Origin of the sequence: Streptomyces sp. MS191, from assembly GCF_008042125.1 — a bacterium.
Taxonomy (GTDB): Bacteria; Actinomycetota; Actinomycetes; order Streptomycetales; family Streptomycetaceae; genus Streptomyces.
In genome coordinates this window covers 232,662-249,127 of the sequence record NZ_RDBI01000054.1, presented here as the reverse complement: position 1 = coordinate 249,127, position 16,466 = coordinate 232,662, and the positions used below count along the sequence as shown (strand labels likewise).

The following is a 16,466-nucleotide window of genomic DNA, read 5'->3' as shown; positions in this document are numbered from 1 at the left end:
CCCGCGCACGTCCCGTCGCCGGGCTTCGCGTTCTACTTCAGAACGAGCGAGGACCACGACTTGATCCACTCGTCACGGTTCTCCGCGATCTTCTCGGGGGCCATGGTCTGCGGCTTGTCGACGACCACGCCGTGCTTCGTGAAGAGCTCGGGCAGGGTGGCGTCCCGGGCGACCGGGTTGACGAACATCTGCAGCGGCATGTCGTCCTGGAACTTCTTGGAGATCAGGAAGTCGATCAGCAGCTTGCCGCCCTCGGGGTTCCCGGCCCCGTCGAGCAGGCCGGCGAACTCGGTCTGCCGGAAGCAGGTGCCGGTGGAGACGCCGGTGGGGGCGGTCTCCGGCTGCGGCTCGGAGTACAGCACCTCGACGGGCGGGCTGGAGGCGTAGGAGACGACCAGCGGCCGGTCCCCCTTGGCCTTCCGGCCGCCCGCGGAGCCGGAGAACTCCTGGTTGTAGGCGAGCTCCCAGCTGTCGACGGTCTTGACGCCGTTGGCCTTCAGCCTGGTCCAGTAGTCCTGCCAGCCCTGGTCGCCGTACTGGGCGGCGGTGCCGAGCAGGAAGCCGAGGCCCGGGGAGGACCGCTCGGGGTTCTCGACGACGAGCAAGTCCTTGTAGGCGGGCTTCGCCAGGTCGTCGAAGGTCTGCGGGGGCGCGAGCTTCTTGTCGGCGAAGTACTTCTTGTCGTAGTTGACGCAGATGTCGCCGGAGTCGATCGGGGTGACCCGGTTCTCCTTGTCGAGCCGGAGCGCGGCCGGGACCCGGTCCAGGCCCTTCGCCTCGTAGGGGACGAAGATGCCGTTGTCGAGGGCGCGGGACAGCAGGGTGTTGTCGACGCCGAAGAAGACGTCGCCCTGCGGGCTTCCCTTGGTGAGGATCTCCTTGTTGACGGCCTCGCCGGCGTCGCCGCTCTTGAGGACCTCGACCTTGAGGCCGGTCTGGCGGGTGAACTCCGCCAGGACCTCCTTGGAGGCGTTGAAGGAGTCGTGGCTGACGAGCTTCACCGTCTTGGGCGCGGCGCCCGCGGTGTCCTTGCCGTCGGACCCGCCGCAGGCGGCGAGGGTGCTGACGCCGAGCGCGGCGGCGAGCGCCGCGGCGGCCATCTTCTTGGTGCTCACTGGATTTCCTCCTGGGTGTGACCAGGAAGAGACGCGGCCCTGCCCGCGCGGCCATGGAGGTCCATGGCCGCGCGGGCAGGGCGCAACAGCTCGAGTATCGACCGAACTTCCTACCCAGAATGACCTGGGCAAGGTTCAGAGGGTCTGCGGCCTGACGGTGCCGCACTCTCAGCGCTGTGGCGCTCCCCTGTCGGAATATGCAAATGTTCGAGCCCAGGCTACAAGGTCAGCGCTCCGCCGCCGCAAGCTGTCCACAGGCACCGTCGATCTCCTGACCGCGGGTGTCACGGACGGTGACGGGGACGCCGTGGGAGGCGATGGCCTCGACGAACGCCTTCTCGTCCTCGGGGCGGGACGCGGTCCACTTGGATCCGGGCGTCGGGTTCAGCGGGATGAGGTTGACGTGCACCCGCTTGCCCTTGAGGAGCCGGCCGAGCAGGTCGCCCCGCCATGCCTGGTCGTTGATGTCCCGGATGAGGGCGTACTCGATGGAGATCCGGCGGCCGGACTTCTCCGCGTACTCCCAGGCGGCGTCGAGGACCTCGCGGACCTTCCAGCGGGTGTTGACGGGGACCAGGGTGTCGCGCAGCTCGTCGTCGGGGGCGTGCAGCGAGACGGCGAGACGGCACTTGAAGCCCTCGTCGGCGAACCGCAGCATCGCGGGCACGAGGCCGACGGTGGAGACGGTGATGCCGCGCTGCGAGAGCCCGAGGCCGTCCGGCTCGGGGTCGGTGAGGCGGCGGATGGAGCCGACGACGCGCTTGTAGTTCGCGAGCGGCTCGCCCATGCCCATGAAGACGATGTTGGACAGCCGCGCGGGGCCGCCGGGCACCTCGCCGTCACGCAGCGCGCGCATGCCGTCGACGATCTGGTGCACGATCTCGGCGGTCGACAGGTTCCGGTCGAGGCCGGCCTGTCCGGTCGCGCAGAACGGGCAGTTCATCCCGCACCCGGCCTGCGAGGAGATGCACATGGTGACCCGGTCCGGGTAGCGCATGAGCACGGACTCGACGAGGGTGCCGTCGTGCAGCCGCCACAGCGTCTTGCGGGTGGTGTCGTCGTCGCACGAGATGTGCCGGACCACGGACATCAGGTCGGGCAGCAGCTCCCCCTGCAGCTTCTCGCGGGAGGCGGCGGGGATGTCGGTCCACTCGGCGGGGTCGTGGGCGTACCGCGCGAAGTAGTGCGTGGACAGCTGCTTGGCGCGAAACGGCTTCTCACCGATCGCGGCGACGGCTTCCTTGCGCTCGGCGGGCGTGAGGTCGGCGAGGTGCCGCGGCGGCTTCTTGGCTCCGCGCGGGGCGACGAAAGTGAGTTCTCCGGGCTTGGGCATGGTGCTACCAGTGTCGCAGACGGAAGCCGGTGGCCTGGGGCGGAAGCGGGGGGTGGTGGTCGTCGCAGGTCGTCCGGGGTGTGCGGCAGGGTCGCCCGCACCGCCGGCGGCTGTGCGGCGGCGGTGGCGGGGCCCGGTCGGGCGGCCCCGGTGGTCAGGCCCTGCGCTGCGCGTCGATCTCGGCGACGAGGCCCTCGATGAGGGTCCTGATCTCGTCGCGGATGGGGCGGACGGCGTCGACGCCCTGGCCGGCCGGGTCTTCCAGGGCCCAGTCGAGGTACTTCTTGCCGGGGAAGACCGGGCAGGCGTCGCCGCAGCCCATGGTGATGACGTAGTCGGACGCCCGGACCGCCTCGGTGGTGAGGACCTTCGGCTTCCGGTCGGAGATGTCGACGCCCACCTCGGCCATGGCCTCGACGGCGGCCGGGTTGACCTGGTCGCCCGGGATCGAACCGGCGGACCGGACCTCGATCCGGTCTCCGGCGAGGTGGTCCAGGAAGCCGGCGGCCATCTGGGAGCGGCCGGCGTTGTGGACGCAGACGAAGAGGACGGAGGCGAGCGGAGCAGTCATCGGTTCATCCTCGGGGACGGCGCGGTCGCGGCGGGGAGTGCCGACCGGGCAGGCAAAGAGATCAGCCAGGTCTGGCATCAGCCCCAAGTGATGTGACAGTATCAGCCCATGCTGACGTCAGTCGATACTGATCTGATCCGTGTTCTGGCCGACCCCCTGCGCCTCCAGATCGTGACCCTGCTGGCACGCGAGACGCTGTGCACGACCCATCTCGTGGAGGAGACCGGCGCCCGGCAGACCAACCTCTCCAACCATCTGAAGGTGCTGCGCGAGGCCGGGGTCGTCGAGACGGAGCCCTGCGGCCGGTTCACCTACTACCGGCTCAGGCCGGACGTCATCGAAAACCTGGCCGGGCGGTTCGCCGCCCTCGCCGAGACCGCGCGCACCCACGCCGACACCAAGAGAGCCTGCCCGTAGCCTCTCGCCCCACCTGCCGAGGAGACCCCGCACGTGACCGCCACCGAGCCCGCCGTGAGCGATGCCGCAGTTACCGACACGTCGCCGCGGCCGGCGCCGGGCGCCACCTCGCCCGTGCCGCTCGCCGCCCGCGGCGCCGCCGAGCTCGTCGGCACCGCGGCCCTCGTCGCGGTCGTCGTCGGTTCCGGCATCCAGGCCACCCGGCTCACCGACGACGTCGCGCTGCAGCTGCTCGCGAACTCCACCGCCACCGTCTTCGGCCTCGGCGTCCTGATCGCCCTGTTCGGGCCGGTCTCCGGCGCCCACTTCAATCCGGCCGTCACCCTGGCCGAGTGGTGGACCGCCCGCCGCGGCGGCACCGGGGTCGGCGTGCGCGAGCTCGCCGTCTACGTCCCCGCCCAGACCGTCGGCGCGATCGCGGGCGCGGTGCTGGCGGACGCCATGTTCGGCGAGCCGCTCGTGAAGTGGTCCACCCACGACCGCTCGGCAGGGAACCTGCTGCTCGGCGAGGTCGTGGCGACGGCCGGCCTGATCCTCCTGATCTTCGGCCTGGCCCGTACCGACCGGCTCCGCTTCGCCCCCGTCGCGGTCGCCTCGTACATCGGCGCCGCCTACTGGTTCACGTCGTCCACGTCCTTCGCGAACCCCGCGGTGACGATCGGCCGCGCCTTCACCGACACCTTCGCCGGCATCACCCCCGGCTCCGTCCCCGCCTTCATCGGCGCGCAACTGGTCGGCGCCGCCGTGGGCCTGGCCCTGGTCGCGATCGTCTTCGTACGCGGCACCACGGGCGCCGGCACCGACTGACACGCTCTCCTTGCCGGTGAAGCGCGGGCAGGTCCGGGATCTCAGGCCTTGGCGGCCTTGGTGAGCAACTGCCCCATCGCGGCGAGTACGGCGGGCTCGACGCGGTAGTAGACCCAGGTCCCGCGCCGCTCGGAGGAGAGCAGGCCGGCCTCCTTCAGCTTCTTCAGGTGGTGGGACACCGTGGGCTGGGAGACGCCGACGTCGGAGATGTCGCAGACGCAGGCCTCGCCGCCCTCGTGCGAGGCGACCGCGGAGAAGAGCCGCAGCCGGACGGGATCACCCAGCGCCTTGAACATGACCGCGGTCCGCTCGGCCTCCTCCGCCGTCAGCGGGCGCTCGTCCAGCGGCGGGCAGCAGGGCTCGACCTCGGGCTCCAGCAGCGGCAGCACCTTCACATTCGACATACGTCTATGTTGACACATGTCGAACCAAGCGCCCAGGGCGCGGCACCCCCGGACCCCGGATCCCGGCCCCGGACCGCGGACCACGGACCGCGCGGGCGGGGAGCTCGTCGGCGGTGCCGCCGCCGAAGGTGGAGCCCCCCTGAGCTGGAGGCTTCGCGGGCATCGTGAGGGCGGCCTGCGCCAGGCCTCCACCACAGTCGATCCGGACCTGCCCAGTCTCAGGGTCCGAAAAGCGGTACGAGGCGGGCCACTCGGTGCCATCCCGCGGTAAGGATCCCGGCGACGGCGGCGACGCCGGCGACCAGCCAGGGGCGGAGGTCCTCGGGGATGAAGCCGAGTCGAGGCAGGAGCGCCGCGGTGGCGATGGCGGCCATGACCGCTGCGGCGATGCCGCCGGCGATGTGGAGTGTCTCGCGGACGGCGGTCAGGGCCGGGGAGGGTGGCGTGACGTGGGCGAGCTGTTCCTCGGGCAGGAGGCCGCCCACCTTGCCCTGGGCGTAGCGTTCCCCGATCTCGGCGACCATCGCGGCGTAGTCGTGGGCTCCCTGGCGGGGATCGACGTCGATGCGGGCGAGCTGTTGCCTGAGCGCTGCGGCGACGTGCCGGCCGTGCTGCCGGGCGGGTGCGATGCGGTGTGATCGGCGGGGGATGAGGCGGGAGTCGCGGTAGGCGCTGAGCACGTTCTCCTCGATCCGGCGGGAGCGGCTGTCGAGCTCACGCATCGTCCGGTGCCGGTCAGCGGGGGCTGAGTGGTAGAGGACGGCGCACAGGCTGAGGGCGCGCGCCGTGTTGCCGAGGAGTGCGTAGGGGAAGTCGGGGCGGCGACGGCGGAACTGTGCGACGAGCGGGTAGCCGAGGGCCGTGAGGAGGGCGACCAGGGTGGCCAGCATGATCACGAGGGCCGTCACGACGGGGGCGAGGGGCGCGCCGGGGTGTTGCAGGAGGTCGGACACGCTCTGGTATTCCAATGCGAGGAGCGCCTGGTCGGCGAACTCGGCGGAGACGACCGGGCGCAGGGCGTCGATCTCCAGAGGGAACAACCACTGCGTGAGCAGTGCGGCCGTGAGCAAGCCGGCGAAGGCGCCCGCCGCAAGGGTGCGGACTCCGCGGTGGCCGGGGACCGAGTACCAGGCGGCGAGCCCGGTGCGGGTGTGCGGCAGGCCGTCCGTGGTGAGCCCCAGGCACGTGACGGCGTGATCAAGGTTCGTGAGCGCCTGCCCGCTCGCTGCGCGGCAGGAGCGCCGCTCCTGAAGACGTTCGCGTGCCAGGGCCCGGGCGACGCTCGGGTGAGTCCTGGCCAAGACTCTGGTGATCGGCACGGCTCGTCCCCCTGACCTGCTGCTGATGGTGTGTCGATTATGCGAGGTCGGGGCTCGCGCCGACCGGCGGATCGTCGGTCCGGTCCGAGGGTGACCCGATCCGAGGGCGGCCCGGGCCGACCGGCGTGTGCGTCGCACCCGCTCCCTGGATCAGCCCCGGCCCCGGGCGGTGCCGGCGGCCACGAGGGCGGCCGCCAGGGCGAGGGCGGCGAGCAGGTGGAAGAGCTGAGGGAGGCCGCCGAGGTGCGGGGCGATGACGGCGGCGGCGAAGGGGGCGAGGGCGGAGGCGGTCATGGCGGGTGCGCCGAGGACCGCGGAGAGCCGCCCGTAGTGCTGCGTCCCCCAGCGGTCGGTGACGGCGGTGGCCTGCAGGAGGGTGAGGTTGCCGCGGACCACGCCTGCCGCGACCGACGCGGCGACGAGCAGGCCGTAGGGCCCGGGGACGGCGGCGAGGGCCGCGGTGGTCAGGGCGCCGAGGGCGATGAGGACGACGGTGCGGGTGGTCGTTCCGGTGTGGCGGGCGAGCGGGGCGTAGAGGGCGCGGCCGAGCGTCTGGCCGGCGCCGCCGAGGCCGAGGGCCCAGGCGGCCTGGGCGGTGGTGCAGCCGCGTTCGATCAGGAGCGGGACGAGGGTGACGACGACGGCGTACATCGCGAACGCCGACAGCGTGAACGCGAGCGTGAGCAGGAGGAAGGGCCGCCTGGGACACCTCCGGGCTGGTGCCGGCCTCGTCGAGGGCCGCGGTCAGCTGGGCGTCGGAGAGGAACGGGACGCCGCTCTGCAGCTCGACGACGGCCTGGCTCTTGACCTGCTCCGGGATCTCCTCGTTCTGCTCCACCGAGCCGAGGAACGAGGAGGTGAGGGCGGCGATCATCAGGGAGCCGGCCAGCGCCGTGCCGATCGAGGCGCCGAGGTTGGTGACCGCGTTCTGGATCCCGCCGACCTCCGCGCTCTGCCGGTCCGGCACCGCGGACACCGTGACCGACCCGAGCTGGGACGCCAGGGCGCCCATCCCGAGCCCGATCAGCAGCAGCGGGATCGTGACGATCTCCGCGCCGGCGTCCGCGTCCAGCGCCACCATCAGGACGACCGCGCCGGCGAACAGCGCGAGTACGCCGAGGCGGACCACCCGCCGGGGCGACACGTCGGGGAGGAAGCGCGGGATCAGGACCGCGGCGGCCAGCAGCGTGAGCGACAGCGGCAGGATCCGCGCGCCGGTCTGCAGCGCGGACAGGCCGAGGGCCACGGACAGGTAGAGCGGGACGACGAAGAAGACGCCCATCTGCACCAGGTACTGGAAGAAGAACATCGTCAGGCCGCCGGTGAGCTGCCTGTTCCGCAGCATGGCCGGGTCGACGAGGGGCTCCCGGCCGCCCTCGACGAGCCTGGTCTCCCAGCGCAGGAACAGGTACACCAGCAGCAGGCCCGCCATCATCAGCCATACGACCATGGACACACCGAGCCAGGCGGGGGCGTCGGGCTTGGGCTGGACCCAGCCCCATTCGTCGGAGCGCAGCACGCCGTAGACGAAGATCCCGAGCCCCAGGGCGGACAGCAGGGCACCGACGAGGTCGATCCGCGGGTGGGTGTCGTCGACGGCGTCGGCGATGCGGCGGGCGAACACCAGGATGACGAGCACCACCAGGACCTCGCCGGCGAAGACCCAGCGCCAGGAGAAGTACGTCGTGGCGACGCCGCCGATCAGCGGGCCGAGCGCGATGGCCACGGCGCCCGCCGCCGCCACGATGCCGTACGCGGCGGCCCGCCGTTCGGTGGTGAAGTTGCCGGCCACCAGCGCCACGATCGAGGGCAGGATGAGTGCCGCCCCGAGTCCTTCGAGGAGCGCCCAGCCGAGCAGCAGCACGGTGAGGTTCGGCGCGAGCGCCGTGGTGAGCGAACCGCAGCCGTAGACGAAGCAGCCGATCATGAAGGCGCGTCTGCGGCCGATCAGCACGCCGACCTTGCCACCGGGGATCATGAACATCGCCATCACCAGCGTGTACGCGGTGATGGCGCCCTGGATCCCGGTCACCGTCGTGCCCACGTCCTCGGCCACGGTCGCGATCGAGACGTTCATGACGGAGCTGTCGAGCGCCATCAGGAACTGGCCCGCCGCTAGCGTCAGCAGGACGAGACGGGCCCCCGCGGGTGCGCCGCCGGCGCCTGCCTTGGATGCCATGACCGTATTGTCCCCACACGCCCGGGTTTCGGCTCGGCGACCGCACTCCCCCGCGACCGGCCCGCTCCGGCGCCCGCGCCCCGGGACCGGCCGCGAGGCGCGGAGGACGTGCGAAGGGCCCGCCGCCCCGGAGGACGACGGGCCCTTCGGCCACACGGGTAACGCTCAGGCCGACCCGACGAAGATCACGAACAGCAGCCACACGACCGGGGCCGTCGGCAGCAGCGAGTCCAGCCGGTCCATGATCCCGCCGTGCCCCGGCAGCAGGGTGCCCATGTCCTTGATGCCGAGGTCCCGCTTGATCATCGACTCACCGAGGTCGCCGAGCGTCGCGCTCGCCGCCACCGCGAGACCCATCAGCAGGCCCTGCCACCAGGCACCGCCGTCGATCATGAACTCCATGCACAGCGCACCGGCCGCCATCGCGAACGCCACCGCCCCGAACAGACCCTCACGGGTCTTCCCGGGACTGATCCTCGGCGCCAGCTTGTGCTTGCCGAAGCGCCAGCCGATCGCGTACGCCCCCGTGTCGCTGACGACCGTCAGGACCAGGAACGTCAGCACCCGCTGCGGACCGTCGTCGGCGGTGAGCATCAACGCCACGAACGTCGCCAGGAACGGCACGTAGAACGCCGCGAAGACACCCGCGGTGACGTCCTTCAGGTAACCCTCGGGGGGCTCCGTCATCCGCCACACGAGCACCGCGAGAGCCGTCAGGGCCATGGCGACCCAGGCACCCTCCGGCCCCCGCACGTACCCGGCCACGACCATCGCCGCGCCGCCGACCGCGAGCGGTACGAGCGGCGCCTTGATGCCCTTGCGCTCCTGGAGACGGGAGGTGAGCTCCCACAGTCCGACGACGACGGCGACCGTTATGACGCCGACGAACGCGGCCTTCCAGATGAACAGCGACGCGATGATGACGGCGCCGAGCCCGACGCCGACCCCTATGGCCGCACCCAGGTCTCGCCCCGCGCTCTTCTTCTGCGGGGGCTGCGGAGCCGTAGCAGGCTGGTGCGGGGTGGGCATGGGCTCCTGCGGCTTCTCGTCACGGGACGGGTTCTCGTCACGGAACAGGGGACCGCTCAGGCGAGCGGCCCCCCGGTCGTCATCCTGGTCTCCGGCGGCCGGAACGTCGGGCACGATGGGCATGGGCCGAGTCTGCGCTGCGTTCTGCCCATCGAAGAGGGGACCCGCCGGATGGGGTCCCTGGTCGGGTCCCCAGTAGCCGGTGGTGCCGGCCGGGGCCCCCCAGGAAGAGTCGTTCATCAGACCTCGAGCAGCTCGGCTTCCTTGTGCTTGAGCAGCTCGTCCACCTGCGAGACGTACTTCGCGGTGGTGTCGTCGAGCTCCTTCTCGCCGCGACGGCCCTCGTCCTCGCCGACCTCGCCGTCCTTGACCAGCTTGTCGATGGTCTCCTTCGCCTTGCGGCGCACGGAACGGATCGAGATCTTCGAGTCCTCGGCCTTGCCCTTGGCGACCTTGATGTACTCGCGGCGGCGCTCCTCGGTCAGCTCGGGGAACACCACACGGATGATGTTGCCGTCGTTGCTCGGGTTGACGCCGAGGTCCGAGTCGCGGATCGCCTGCTCGATGTTGCGCAGCGCGCTCTTGTCGAACGGGGTCACCACGGCCATGCGCGGCTCGGGCACCGAGAACGACGCCAGCTGATTGATCGGCGTGATCGCACCGTAGTAGTCGGCCACGATCTTGTTGAACATCGCCGGGTGCGCACGGCCGGTGCGGATCGCGGCGAAGTCCTCCTTGGCGACCACGACGGCCTTCTCCATCTTCTCCTCGGCCTCGAGGAGGGTCTCTTCGATCACCACTTGCTCCTGCGTGTCGTCGCGTCTTGTCCTGCACGGTGTACGACCGGCAGGGCTCTGTCCATCCCCTCGCGGGGCGGTACCCGGTTCAGGCTCAGGCCCGGGTGCCCTGGTCGCTCACGAGAGTGCCGATCTTCTCACCCTTCACCGCGCGCGCGATATTGCCCTCGGCGAGCAGTTCGAAGACGAGGATCGGCAGGGTGTTGTCACGGCACAGGGTGATGGCGGTGGCGTCGGCGACCTTGAGGTCGCGGGAGAGCACCTCGCCGTACTCCAGCGCGTCGAACTTGACCGCGTCGGGGTTGGTCTTCGGGTCGGAGTCGTAGACCCCGTCGACACCGTTCTTGCCCATCAGCAGGGCCTCGGCGTCGATCTCCAGGGCACGCTGGGCGGCCGTGGTGTCGGTGGAGAAGTACGGCATGCCCATGCCCGCACCGAAGATGACCACACGGCCCTTCTCCAGGTGGCGCACGGCACGCAGCGGGATGTAAGGCTCCGCGACCTGGCCCATGGTGATGGCGGTCTGGACGCGGGAGTCGATGCCTTCCTTCTCCAGGAAGTCCTGGAGGGCGAGGCAGTTCATGACGGTGCCGAGCATGCCCATGTAGTCGGAGCGCGCCCGGTCCATGCCGCGCACCTGCAGCTCTGCGCCGCGGAAGAAGTTTCCGCCGCCGATCACGACCGCGATCTCCGCACCGTCGCGGACGACCGCGGCGATCTCGCGCGCGATTTTGTGCACGACGTCGGGGTCGACGCCGAGTGCGCCGCCGCCGGCGAATGCCTCACCGGACAGCTTCAGCATGAAGCGTCCGGCCTTTTTGCCGTGGATGTCGTCGCCCTGTGCGGCGCCCTGGTTCATGGAGATCTCCTCGTGCACATACGACGAAGGCCATTGCCGGTGGGTCCTTGCGGTTTCCCCTACGGCAATGGCCTCCTCGTCAGATCTGCGATCGTCCTACGCGAACGCGGACAACCGCTTCAGACCCTACCGGGGTCCGGCGTCCGTTGCGTACGGACTCAGATGCCGACCTTGATGCGCGTGAAGCGCTTCAGGGTGACACCGGCCTCGTCCAGGATCTGCTGGACGGACTTCTTGTTGTCCAGCGCGTACGGCTGGCCGAGCAGCGTGGCGTCCTTGAAGAAGCCGTTGACGCGACCCTCGACGATCTTCGGGAGCGCGGCCTCGGGCTTGCCCTCGGCGCGGGTGGTCTCCTCGGCGACGCGACGCTCGGTCTCGACGACCTCGGCCGGGACGTCCTCACGGGTGAGGTACTTCGGCGCGAAGGCGGCGATGTGCTGCGCGACACCCTTGGCGATCTCGGCGTTCTCCTTGTCGAACTCGACGAGGACACCGATCTGCGGCGGGAGGTCGGGCATGGTGCGGTGCATGTAGGCCGAGACGAAGCCGTCGGCGTACTGCGCGAAGCGGTCCAGGACGATCTTCTCGCCGAGGTTGGCGTTGGCCTCGTCGACGTAAGCCTGGACGGTCTTGCCGGGCTCGATCTCGGACGCGAGAAGCGCCTCGAGGTCGGCCGGGGAGGTGGCGGCGACGTGCGCGGCGAGCGCGTTGGCGACGGCCTGGAACTTGTCACCCTTGGCGACGAAGTCCGTCTCGCACTTCAGCTCGACGAGGACACCGGAGGTGTTGTCGTCGGCGATGAGGGAGACGACCGCGCCGTTCTCGGCGGAACGGCCCTCGCGCTTGGCGACGCCCTTCTGGCCCTTGATGCGCAGGGCCTCGACGGCCTTGTCGACGTTGCCCTCGGCCTCGTCCAGCGCCTTCTTGCAGTCCATCATGCCGGCGCCGGTGAGCTCACGGAGCTTCTTGACGTCAGCGGCGGTGTAGTTCGCCATGAGTCTGAGTTTCTCTCTCGAAGTCTGAAAGATCTACGGGTGGACGGCGGGGGCGACACGCCCCCGCCGTCGACATCCGAAACAACCGGACCTGTGAAGGTCAGGCCGTGGGTCAGGCCTGCTCGCCCTCGGCGGCCGGGGCCTCCTCGGCGGCGGGCGCCTCGGCGGCCGGAGCCTCGGCAGCGGCCGGAGCCTCGGCCGGCTTCTCGGCGGACTCGTCCGAGTCGGCCTTCTTCTCGCCCTCGAGCAGGTCGCGCTCCCACTCGGCGAGCGGCTCGCCGGCGGCCTTCTCGCCCGGCTTCGAGTCGCCGGTCGCGGCGCCGGAACGGGCGATGAGGCCCTCGGCGACGGCGTCGGCGATCACGCGGGTGAGCAGGGTGACGGAGCGGATCGCGTCGTCGTTGCCCGGGATCTTGTAGTCGACCTCGTCGGGGTCGCAGTTGGTGTCGAGGATCGCGACGACCGGGATGTGGAGCTTGCGCGCCTCACCGACGGCGATGTGCTCCTTCTTGGTGTCGACGATCCAGACGGCGCTCGGCACCTTCTGCATCTCGCGGATACCACCGAGGGTCTTCTCCAGCTTGGCCTTCTCGCGGGAGAGGACCAGGAGCTCCTTCTTGGTGAGGCCGGACGCGGCCACATCCTCGAAGTCGATCTGCTCGAGCTCCTTGAGGCGCTGCAGACGCTTGTAGACGGTGGAGAAGTTGGTGAGCATGCCACCGAGCCAACGCTGGTTGACGTACGGCATGCCGACGCGCGTCGCCTGCTCGGCGATGGCCTCCTGGGCCTGCTTCTTCGTACCCACGAACATGATGGAGCCGCCGTGCGCGACGGTCTCCTTGACGAACTCGTAGGCGCGGTCGATGTACGACAGCGACTGGAGCAGGTCGATGATGTAGATGCCGTTGCGCTCGGTGAAGATGAAGCGCTTCATCTTCGGGTTCCAGCGACGGGTCTGGTGACCGAAGTGGACGCCGCTCTCCAGCAGCTCCCGCATCGTGACGACGGCCATGGCCGTATCTCCTTGGGTTTCTCGGTTATGTCCTGACGCCCCGACGCGCCGTGCCACGAAGGACCGAAAGGCGCTGCCACGACCGGTGAAGGTGGAGGCGGGGCGTGCGAAGTCGACCCGGTGACCCGGGTCGCCATAGGAAGTGTACGGGACCCCGGGCGTCCCGGGTGACGGCACTGTCCACAGCCGGCCGGTAGTCCACAGATATCCGCCATGATCCCCACGAATCCCCCCGCCGCGAGACCGTTTCCCCATGCACCTCACGACATGGATCCTCACCCTCGCCCTCACGTGGCCCGTCGGCCCCGCACCCCCGGACGTCCTCCACGGCTGGGAACCACCCGCCGGGCCGTACGCCCCGGGCCACCGCGGCGTCGACCTCGCCGCACCCCCGGGCACCGACGTCCGCGCGACGACGCCCGGCCTGGTCACGTTCGCGGGCCCCGTCGCCGGCCGCGGCGTCCTCACGATCACCCTGCCCGGCAGCGGCGACCCACCCCTGCGCACCACCTACGGACCGGTGTCGCCCCTCGTCACCCGCGGCGACACCGTCACCCGCGGCCAGGTGGTGGCCACGGTCGCCACCCCACTCCCGGACACCGCACCGCACTGCCCGCGGTCCTGCCTGCACTGGGGCCTGCTGAGAGGCGACACCTACCTGAACCCCCTGCTCCTCCTCCAGCGGCCCCCGATCCGCCCCCGGCCACCGGCGCGACACCGTTCCCCGGCACCAGCGACAGACGCCTCGACGGCTGGCGACGACGCGCCGCCGACACCCGACCCGAACACGACCTCGACGCCATCCACGCCCACGGCGGCCGACTCGTCATCCCCGGCGACACCGAATGGCCCCGGCAACTCGACGACCTCGGCGACACCCGGCCCATCGGCCTCTGGATCCACGGTAGAGCCGACCTCCGCACCTGGGCCCTGCGCTCCGTCGCCCTCGTCGGCGCCCGCGCCTGCACGCCCTACGGAGCCCACACCGCCACCACCCTCGCGTCCGACCTCGCCGAACGCGGCTGGGTCGTCGTCTCCGGAGCCGCCTACGGCATCGACGGCGCCGCCCACCGAGGAGCACTCGCCGCCCGGGGAGCCACCGTCGCCGTCCTCGCCTGCGGCGTCGACACCCCCTACCCTCGCGGCCACGCCGGCCTCATCCGACGCATCACCGAACAGGGCCTGGTCATCGGCGAACTCCCGCCCGGCAGCCACCCCACCCCCAGCCGCTTCATCCTCCGCAACCGGGTCATCGCCGCCCTCACCCGCGGCACCGTCGTCGTCGAAGCCGAACACCGCAGCGGCTCCCTCGTCACCGCCCGCGCCGCCCGACGCCTCGGCCGCCACACCATGGGCGTCCCGGGCCCCGTCAGCAGCGGCCTCTCCGCAGGCGTCCACGAACTCCTGCGCACCGACGCCACCCTCGTCACCGACGTCGACGACATCGTCGAACTCATCGGCGACATGGGCGAACTCGCCCCCGAACGACGCGGCCCCGTCGTCCCCAGAGACCTCCTCGACCCCGGCTGCACCCGTGTCCTCGAAGCCCTCCCCGCCCGCCACGCCATCCCCGCCGCCGAGATCGCCCGCCGAGCCGGCACCTCACCCGACGACACCCTCGCCCGGCTGTACGAACTCCACTCCCTCGGGTTCGTCGAACGGCACACGGACGACTGGAAGTTGACGACCCGCGCCATACAGCGGCCGAACGCCCGGCGAGGCGGTACTTGACCTGGAGCATTCGGGTGAAAAGGTGATGCCGATGAACAAACGAGTTCTCTCGGCCGCACCCGAGGGGCCGACACGCGCCACGGCCCGGGTTCGAAGATGTGGGCGAGCACGTCCCCCCGGACCGGTGCGATCCGCAGAGGTTCGCTCACCGCAACAGTCCAGTCACGCTACGCTCACCAGGATTCCCTACCGGACACACAGCCAGACTCACTCCACGGCAGAACGGCTCAAGGCAACGCATGCCCCAGCACACCTCCGGGTCTGACCGCGCTGCGGTGCCCCCAGCAGCCCGGGGCATCGTGCGACCGCCCGCACCGACATCGCTCGACGAGCTGTGGCGGTCGTACAAGGACACGGGCGACGAGCGACTGCGCGAACAGCTGATCCTGCACTACTCGCCCCTCGTCAAGTACGTCGCCGGCCGGGTCAGCGTCGGTCTGCCGTCCAACGTCGAACAGGCCGACTTCGTGTCCTCCGGAGTCTTCGGACTCATCGACGCCATCGAGAAGTTCGACGTCGAACGCGCGATCAAGTTCGAGACCTACGCCATCACCCGCATCCGCGGCGCGATGATCGACGAACTGCGCGCCCTCGACTGGATCCCGCGCTCCGTACGCCAGAAGGCCCGCAACGTGGAGCGCGCCTACGCCACCCTCGAAGCCCAGCTCCGCCGCACACCCTCCGAGAGCGAGGTCGCCGCGGAGATGGAGATCACCCTCGAGGAACTGCACACCGTTTTCAGCCAGTTGTCCCTGGCGAACGTCGTCGCCCTCGAAGAGCTCCTGCACGTCGGCGGCGAGGGCGGCGACCGCCTGTCCCTCATGGACACCCTCGAGGACACCGCCGCCGACAACCCGGTCGAGGTCGCCGAGGACCGCGAACTGCGAAGACTCCTCGCCCGCGCCATCAACACCCTCCCCGAACGGGAGAAGACCGTCGTCACGCTCTACTACTACGAGGGCCTCACCCTCGCCGAGATCGGCCACGTCCTCGGCGTCACCGAGAGCCGCGTCAGCCAGATCCACACCAAGTCCGTCCTGCAGCTCCGCGCCAAGCTGGCCGATGTAGGGCGCTGAGTCCGGAGGGCCGGTCGTACAGTGGAGCCGTGCCCAGGATTCGAGCGGCCAGTGTGGCCGAGCACCGGACGATGCAGCGCGGCGCCCTGCTGGACGCCGCGCGATCCCTGCTGTCCGAAGGCGGTACGGAGGCGCTGACCTTCCCCGCCCTCGCCGAGCGCACGGGCCTCGCCCGGTCCTCGGTGTACGAGTACTTCCGCTCCCGCGCCGCCGTCGTCGAGGAGCTGTGCGCCGTCGACTTCCCCGTCTGGGCGGCGGAGGTCGAAGCCGCCATGGCCGGCGCCGCGACCTCCGAGGGCAAGGTCGAGGCCTACGTCCGCAAGCAGCTGGAGCTCGTCGGGGACCGCCGCCACCGGGCCGTCGTCGCGATCTCCGTGAGCGAGCTGGACGACGGAGCCCGCGAGAAGATCCGCGCCGCGCACGGCGGACTCGTCACCATGATCGTCGAAGCCCTCGGCGGCCTCGGCCAGGAGCAGCCCCGCCTCGGCGCGATGCTCCTCCAGGGCGTCGTCGACGCGGCCGTGCGCCGCATCGAGCTCGGCGCCGCCGAGGACCCGGAACGGATCACCGAGGCAGCGGTCGCGATGGCGCTCCGCGGCGTCCGCGGCTGACCACACGCTTCCGGGGGCCCTCCGGACTCAGCGCCCTACATCGGCCAGCTTGGCGCGGAGCTGCAGGACGGACTTGGTGTGGATCTGGCTGACGCGGCTCTCGGTGACGCCGAGGACGTGGCCGATCTCGGCGAGGGTGAGGCCCTCGTAGTAGTAGAGCGTGACGACGGTCTTCTCCCGTTCGGGGAGGGTGTTGATGGCGCGGGCGAGG

General features: G+C 70.7%; 16 protein-coding genes and 3 pseudogenes. 6 read left to right on the top strand and 13 right to left on the bottom strand.

The genetic code is table 11. From position 1 onward, the window contains the following. Nucleotides 1–32: 32 nt before the first annotated feature. The 3 genes from EAO71_RS24230 to EAO71_RS24220 form a co-directional block, all read right to left on the bottom strand. On the bottom strand, nt 33–1,100 hold the full coding sequence (locus tag EAO71_RS24230) for a thiamine ABC transporter substrate-binding protein (protein WP_147980038.1): 1,068 nt from the start codon (nt 1,098–1,100) through the stop codon (nt 33–35). 241 nt (nt 1,101–1,341) lie between these two features. Continuing rightward, complete coding sequence (rlmN, locus tag EAO71_RS24225; protein ID WP_147979919.1) at nt 1,342–2,448, bottom strand: dual-specificity RNA methyltransferase RlmN; 1,107 nt, start codon at nt 2,446–2,448, stop codon at nt 1,342–1,344. A 154-nt stretch (nt 2,449–2,602) separates the two neighbouring features. Beyond that, nucleotides 2,603–3,019 carry an arsenate reductase ArsC gene (locus tag EAO71_RS24220; protein ID WP_147979918.1) on the bottom strand — a complete coding sequence of 139 codons (417 nt, stop codon included), beginning with the start codon at nt 3,017–3,019 and terminating at the stop codon, nt 2,603–2,605. Nucleotides 3,020–3,127: 108 nt separating this feature from the next. Here EAO71_RS24220 and EAO71_RS24215 point away from each other — a divergent pair, with 108 nt between their 5' ends. Then, nucleotides 3,128–3,436 (top strand): ArsR/SmtB family transcription factor, encoded by a 309-nt coding sequence (locus tag EAO71_RS24215; protein WP_147979917.1) that lies wholly within the window; start codon nt 3,128–3,130, stop codon nt 3,434–3,436. A 33-nt stretch (nt 3,437–3,469) separates the two neighbouring features. Then, a complete protein-coding gene (locus tag EAO71_RS24210) occupies nt 3,470–4,243 on the top strand; it encodes an aquaporin (RefSeq protein WP_147979916.1) in 774 nt (257 codons plus the stop codon). A 41-nt stretch (nt 4,244–4,284) separates the two neighbouring features. Here EAO71_RS24210 and EAO71_RS24205 read toward each other — a convergent pair whose 3' ends face one another. From EAO71_RS24205 to rpsB, 9 genes and pseudogenes are all read right to left on the bottom strand, one after another. Beyond that, on the bottom strand, nt 4,285–4,647 hold the full coding sequence (locus EAO71_RS24205; protein WP_147979915.1) for an ArsR/SmtB family transcription factor: 363 nt from the start codon (nt 4,645–4,647) through the stop codon (nt 4,285–4,287). Nucleotides 4,648–4,865: 218 nt separating this feature from the next. After that, entirely contained in the window at nt 4,866–5,948 is a 1,083-nt protein-coding gene (locus EAO71_RS24200) for a hypothetical protein (RefSeq protein WP_147979914.1), read from the bottom strand. Nucleotides 5,949–6,116: 168 nt separating this feature from the next. Continuing rightward, nucleotides 6,117–6,674, bottom strand: a pseudogene (locus EAO71_RS24195) (MFS transporter); the annotation flags it as partial. Continuing rightward, nucleotides 6,619–8,145 (bottom strand): annotated as a pseudogene (locus tag EAO71_RS24190) (MFS transporter); the annotation flags it as partial. The pseudogenes EAO71_RS24190 and EAO71_RS24195, both read right to left, overlap by 56 nt. A 165-nt stretch (nt 8,146–8,310) precedes the next feature. Beyond that, nucleotides 8,311–9,414: a phosphatidate cytidylyltransferase gene (locus tag EAO71_RS24185; protein ID WP_147979913.1), complete on the bottom strand. Its 1,104-nt coding sequence runs from the start codon at nt 9,412–9,414 to the stop codon at nt 8,311–8,313. Continuing rightward, nucleotides 9,414–9,971, bottom strand: coding sequence for a ribosome recycling factor (frr, locus tag EAO71_RS24180; protein WP_073819003.1), 558 nt, complete (start codon nt 9,969–9,971; stop codon nt 9,414–9,416). The genes EAO71_RS24185 and frr overlap by 1 nt, the downstream gene beginning before the upstream one ends. A gap of 94 nt (nt 9,972–10,065) precedes the next feature. Next, nucleotides 10,066–10,830 (bottom strand): UMP kinase, encoded by a 765-nt coding sequence (gene pyrH, locus EAO71_RS24175; protein WP_147979912.1) that lies wholly within the window; start codon nt 10,828–10,830, stop codon nt 10,066–10,068. Nucleotides 10,831–10,988: 158 nt separating this feature from the next. Then, on the bottom strand, nt 10,989–11,825 hold the full coding sequence (gene tsf, locus EAO71_RS24170) for a translation elongation factor Ts (protein WP_147979911.1): 837 nt from the start codon (nt 11,823–11,825) through the stop codon (nt 10,989–10,991). A 112-nt stretch (nt 11,826–11,937) separates the two neighbouring features. Continuing rightward, nucleotides 11,938–12,837, bottom strand: coding sequence for a 30S ribosomal protein S2 (gene rpsB, locus EAO71_RS24165; RefSeq protein WP_147979910.1), 900 nt, complete (start codon nt 12,835–12,837; stop codon nt 11,938–11,940). 253 nt (nt 12,838–13,090) lie between these two features. Here rpsB and EAO71_RS39095 point away from each other — a divergent pair. The 4 genes and pseudogenes from EAO71_RS39095 to EAO71_RS24150 all read left to right on the top strand — a co-directional run. Continuing rightward, nucleotides 13,091–13,444, top strand: a pseudogene (locus tag EAO71_RS39095) (peptidoglycan DD-metalloendopeptidase family protein); the annotation flags it as partial. A 2-nt stretch (nt 13,445–13,446) separates the two neighbouring features. Next, complete coding sequence (dprA, locus tag EAO71_RS24160) at nt 13,447–14,568, top strand: DNA-processing protein DprA (protein ID WP_410094004.1); 1,122 nt, start codon at nt 13,447–13,449, stop codon at nt 14,566–14,568. Nucleotides 14,569–14,807: 239 nt separating this feature from the next. Then, complete coding sequence (whiG, locus tag EAO71_RS24155; RefSeq protein WP_147979908.1) at nt 14,808–15,644, top strand: RNA polymerase sigma factor WhiG; 837 nt, start codon at nt 14,808–14,810, stop codon at nt 15,642–15,644. A 53-nt stretch (nt 15,645–15,697) separates the two neighbouring features. Continuing rightward, nucleotides 15,698–16,255: a TetR/AcrR family transcriptional regulator gene (locus EAO71_RS24150; RefSeq protein WP_147980036.1), complete on the top strand. Its 558-nt coding sequence runs from the start codon at nt 15,698–15,700 to the stop codon at nt 16,253–16,255. Nucleotides 16,256–16,282: 27 nt separating this feature from the next. Here the strand turns inward: EAO71_RS24150 and EAO71_RS24145 are convergent. Beyond that, nucleotides 16,283–16,466, bottom strand: a 184-nt coding sequence (locus EAO71_RS24145; protein WP_147980035.1) for a sigma-70 family RNA polymerase sigma factor, incomplete at its 5' end; no start/stop codon positions are given.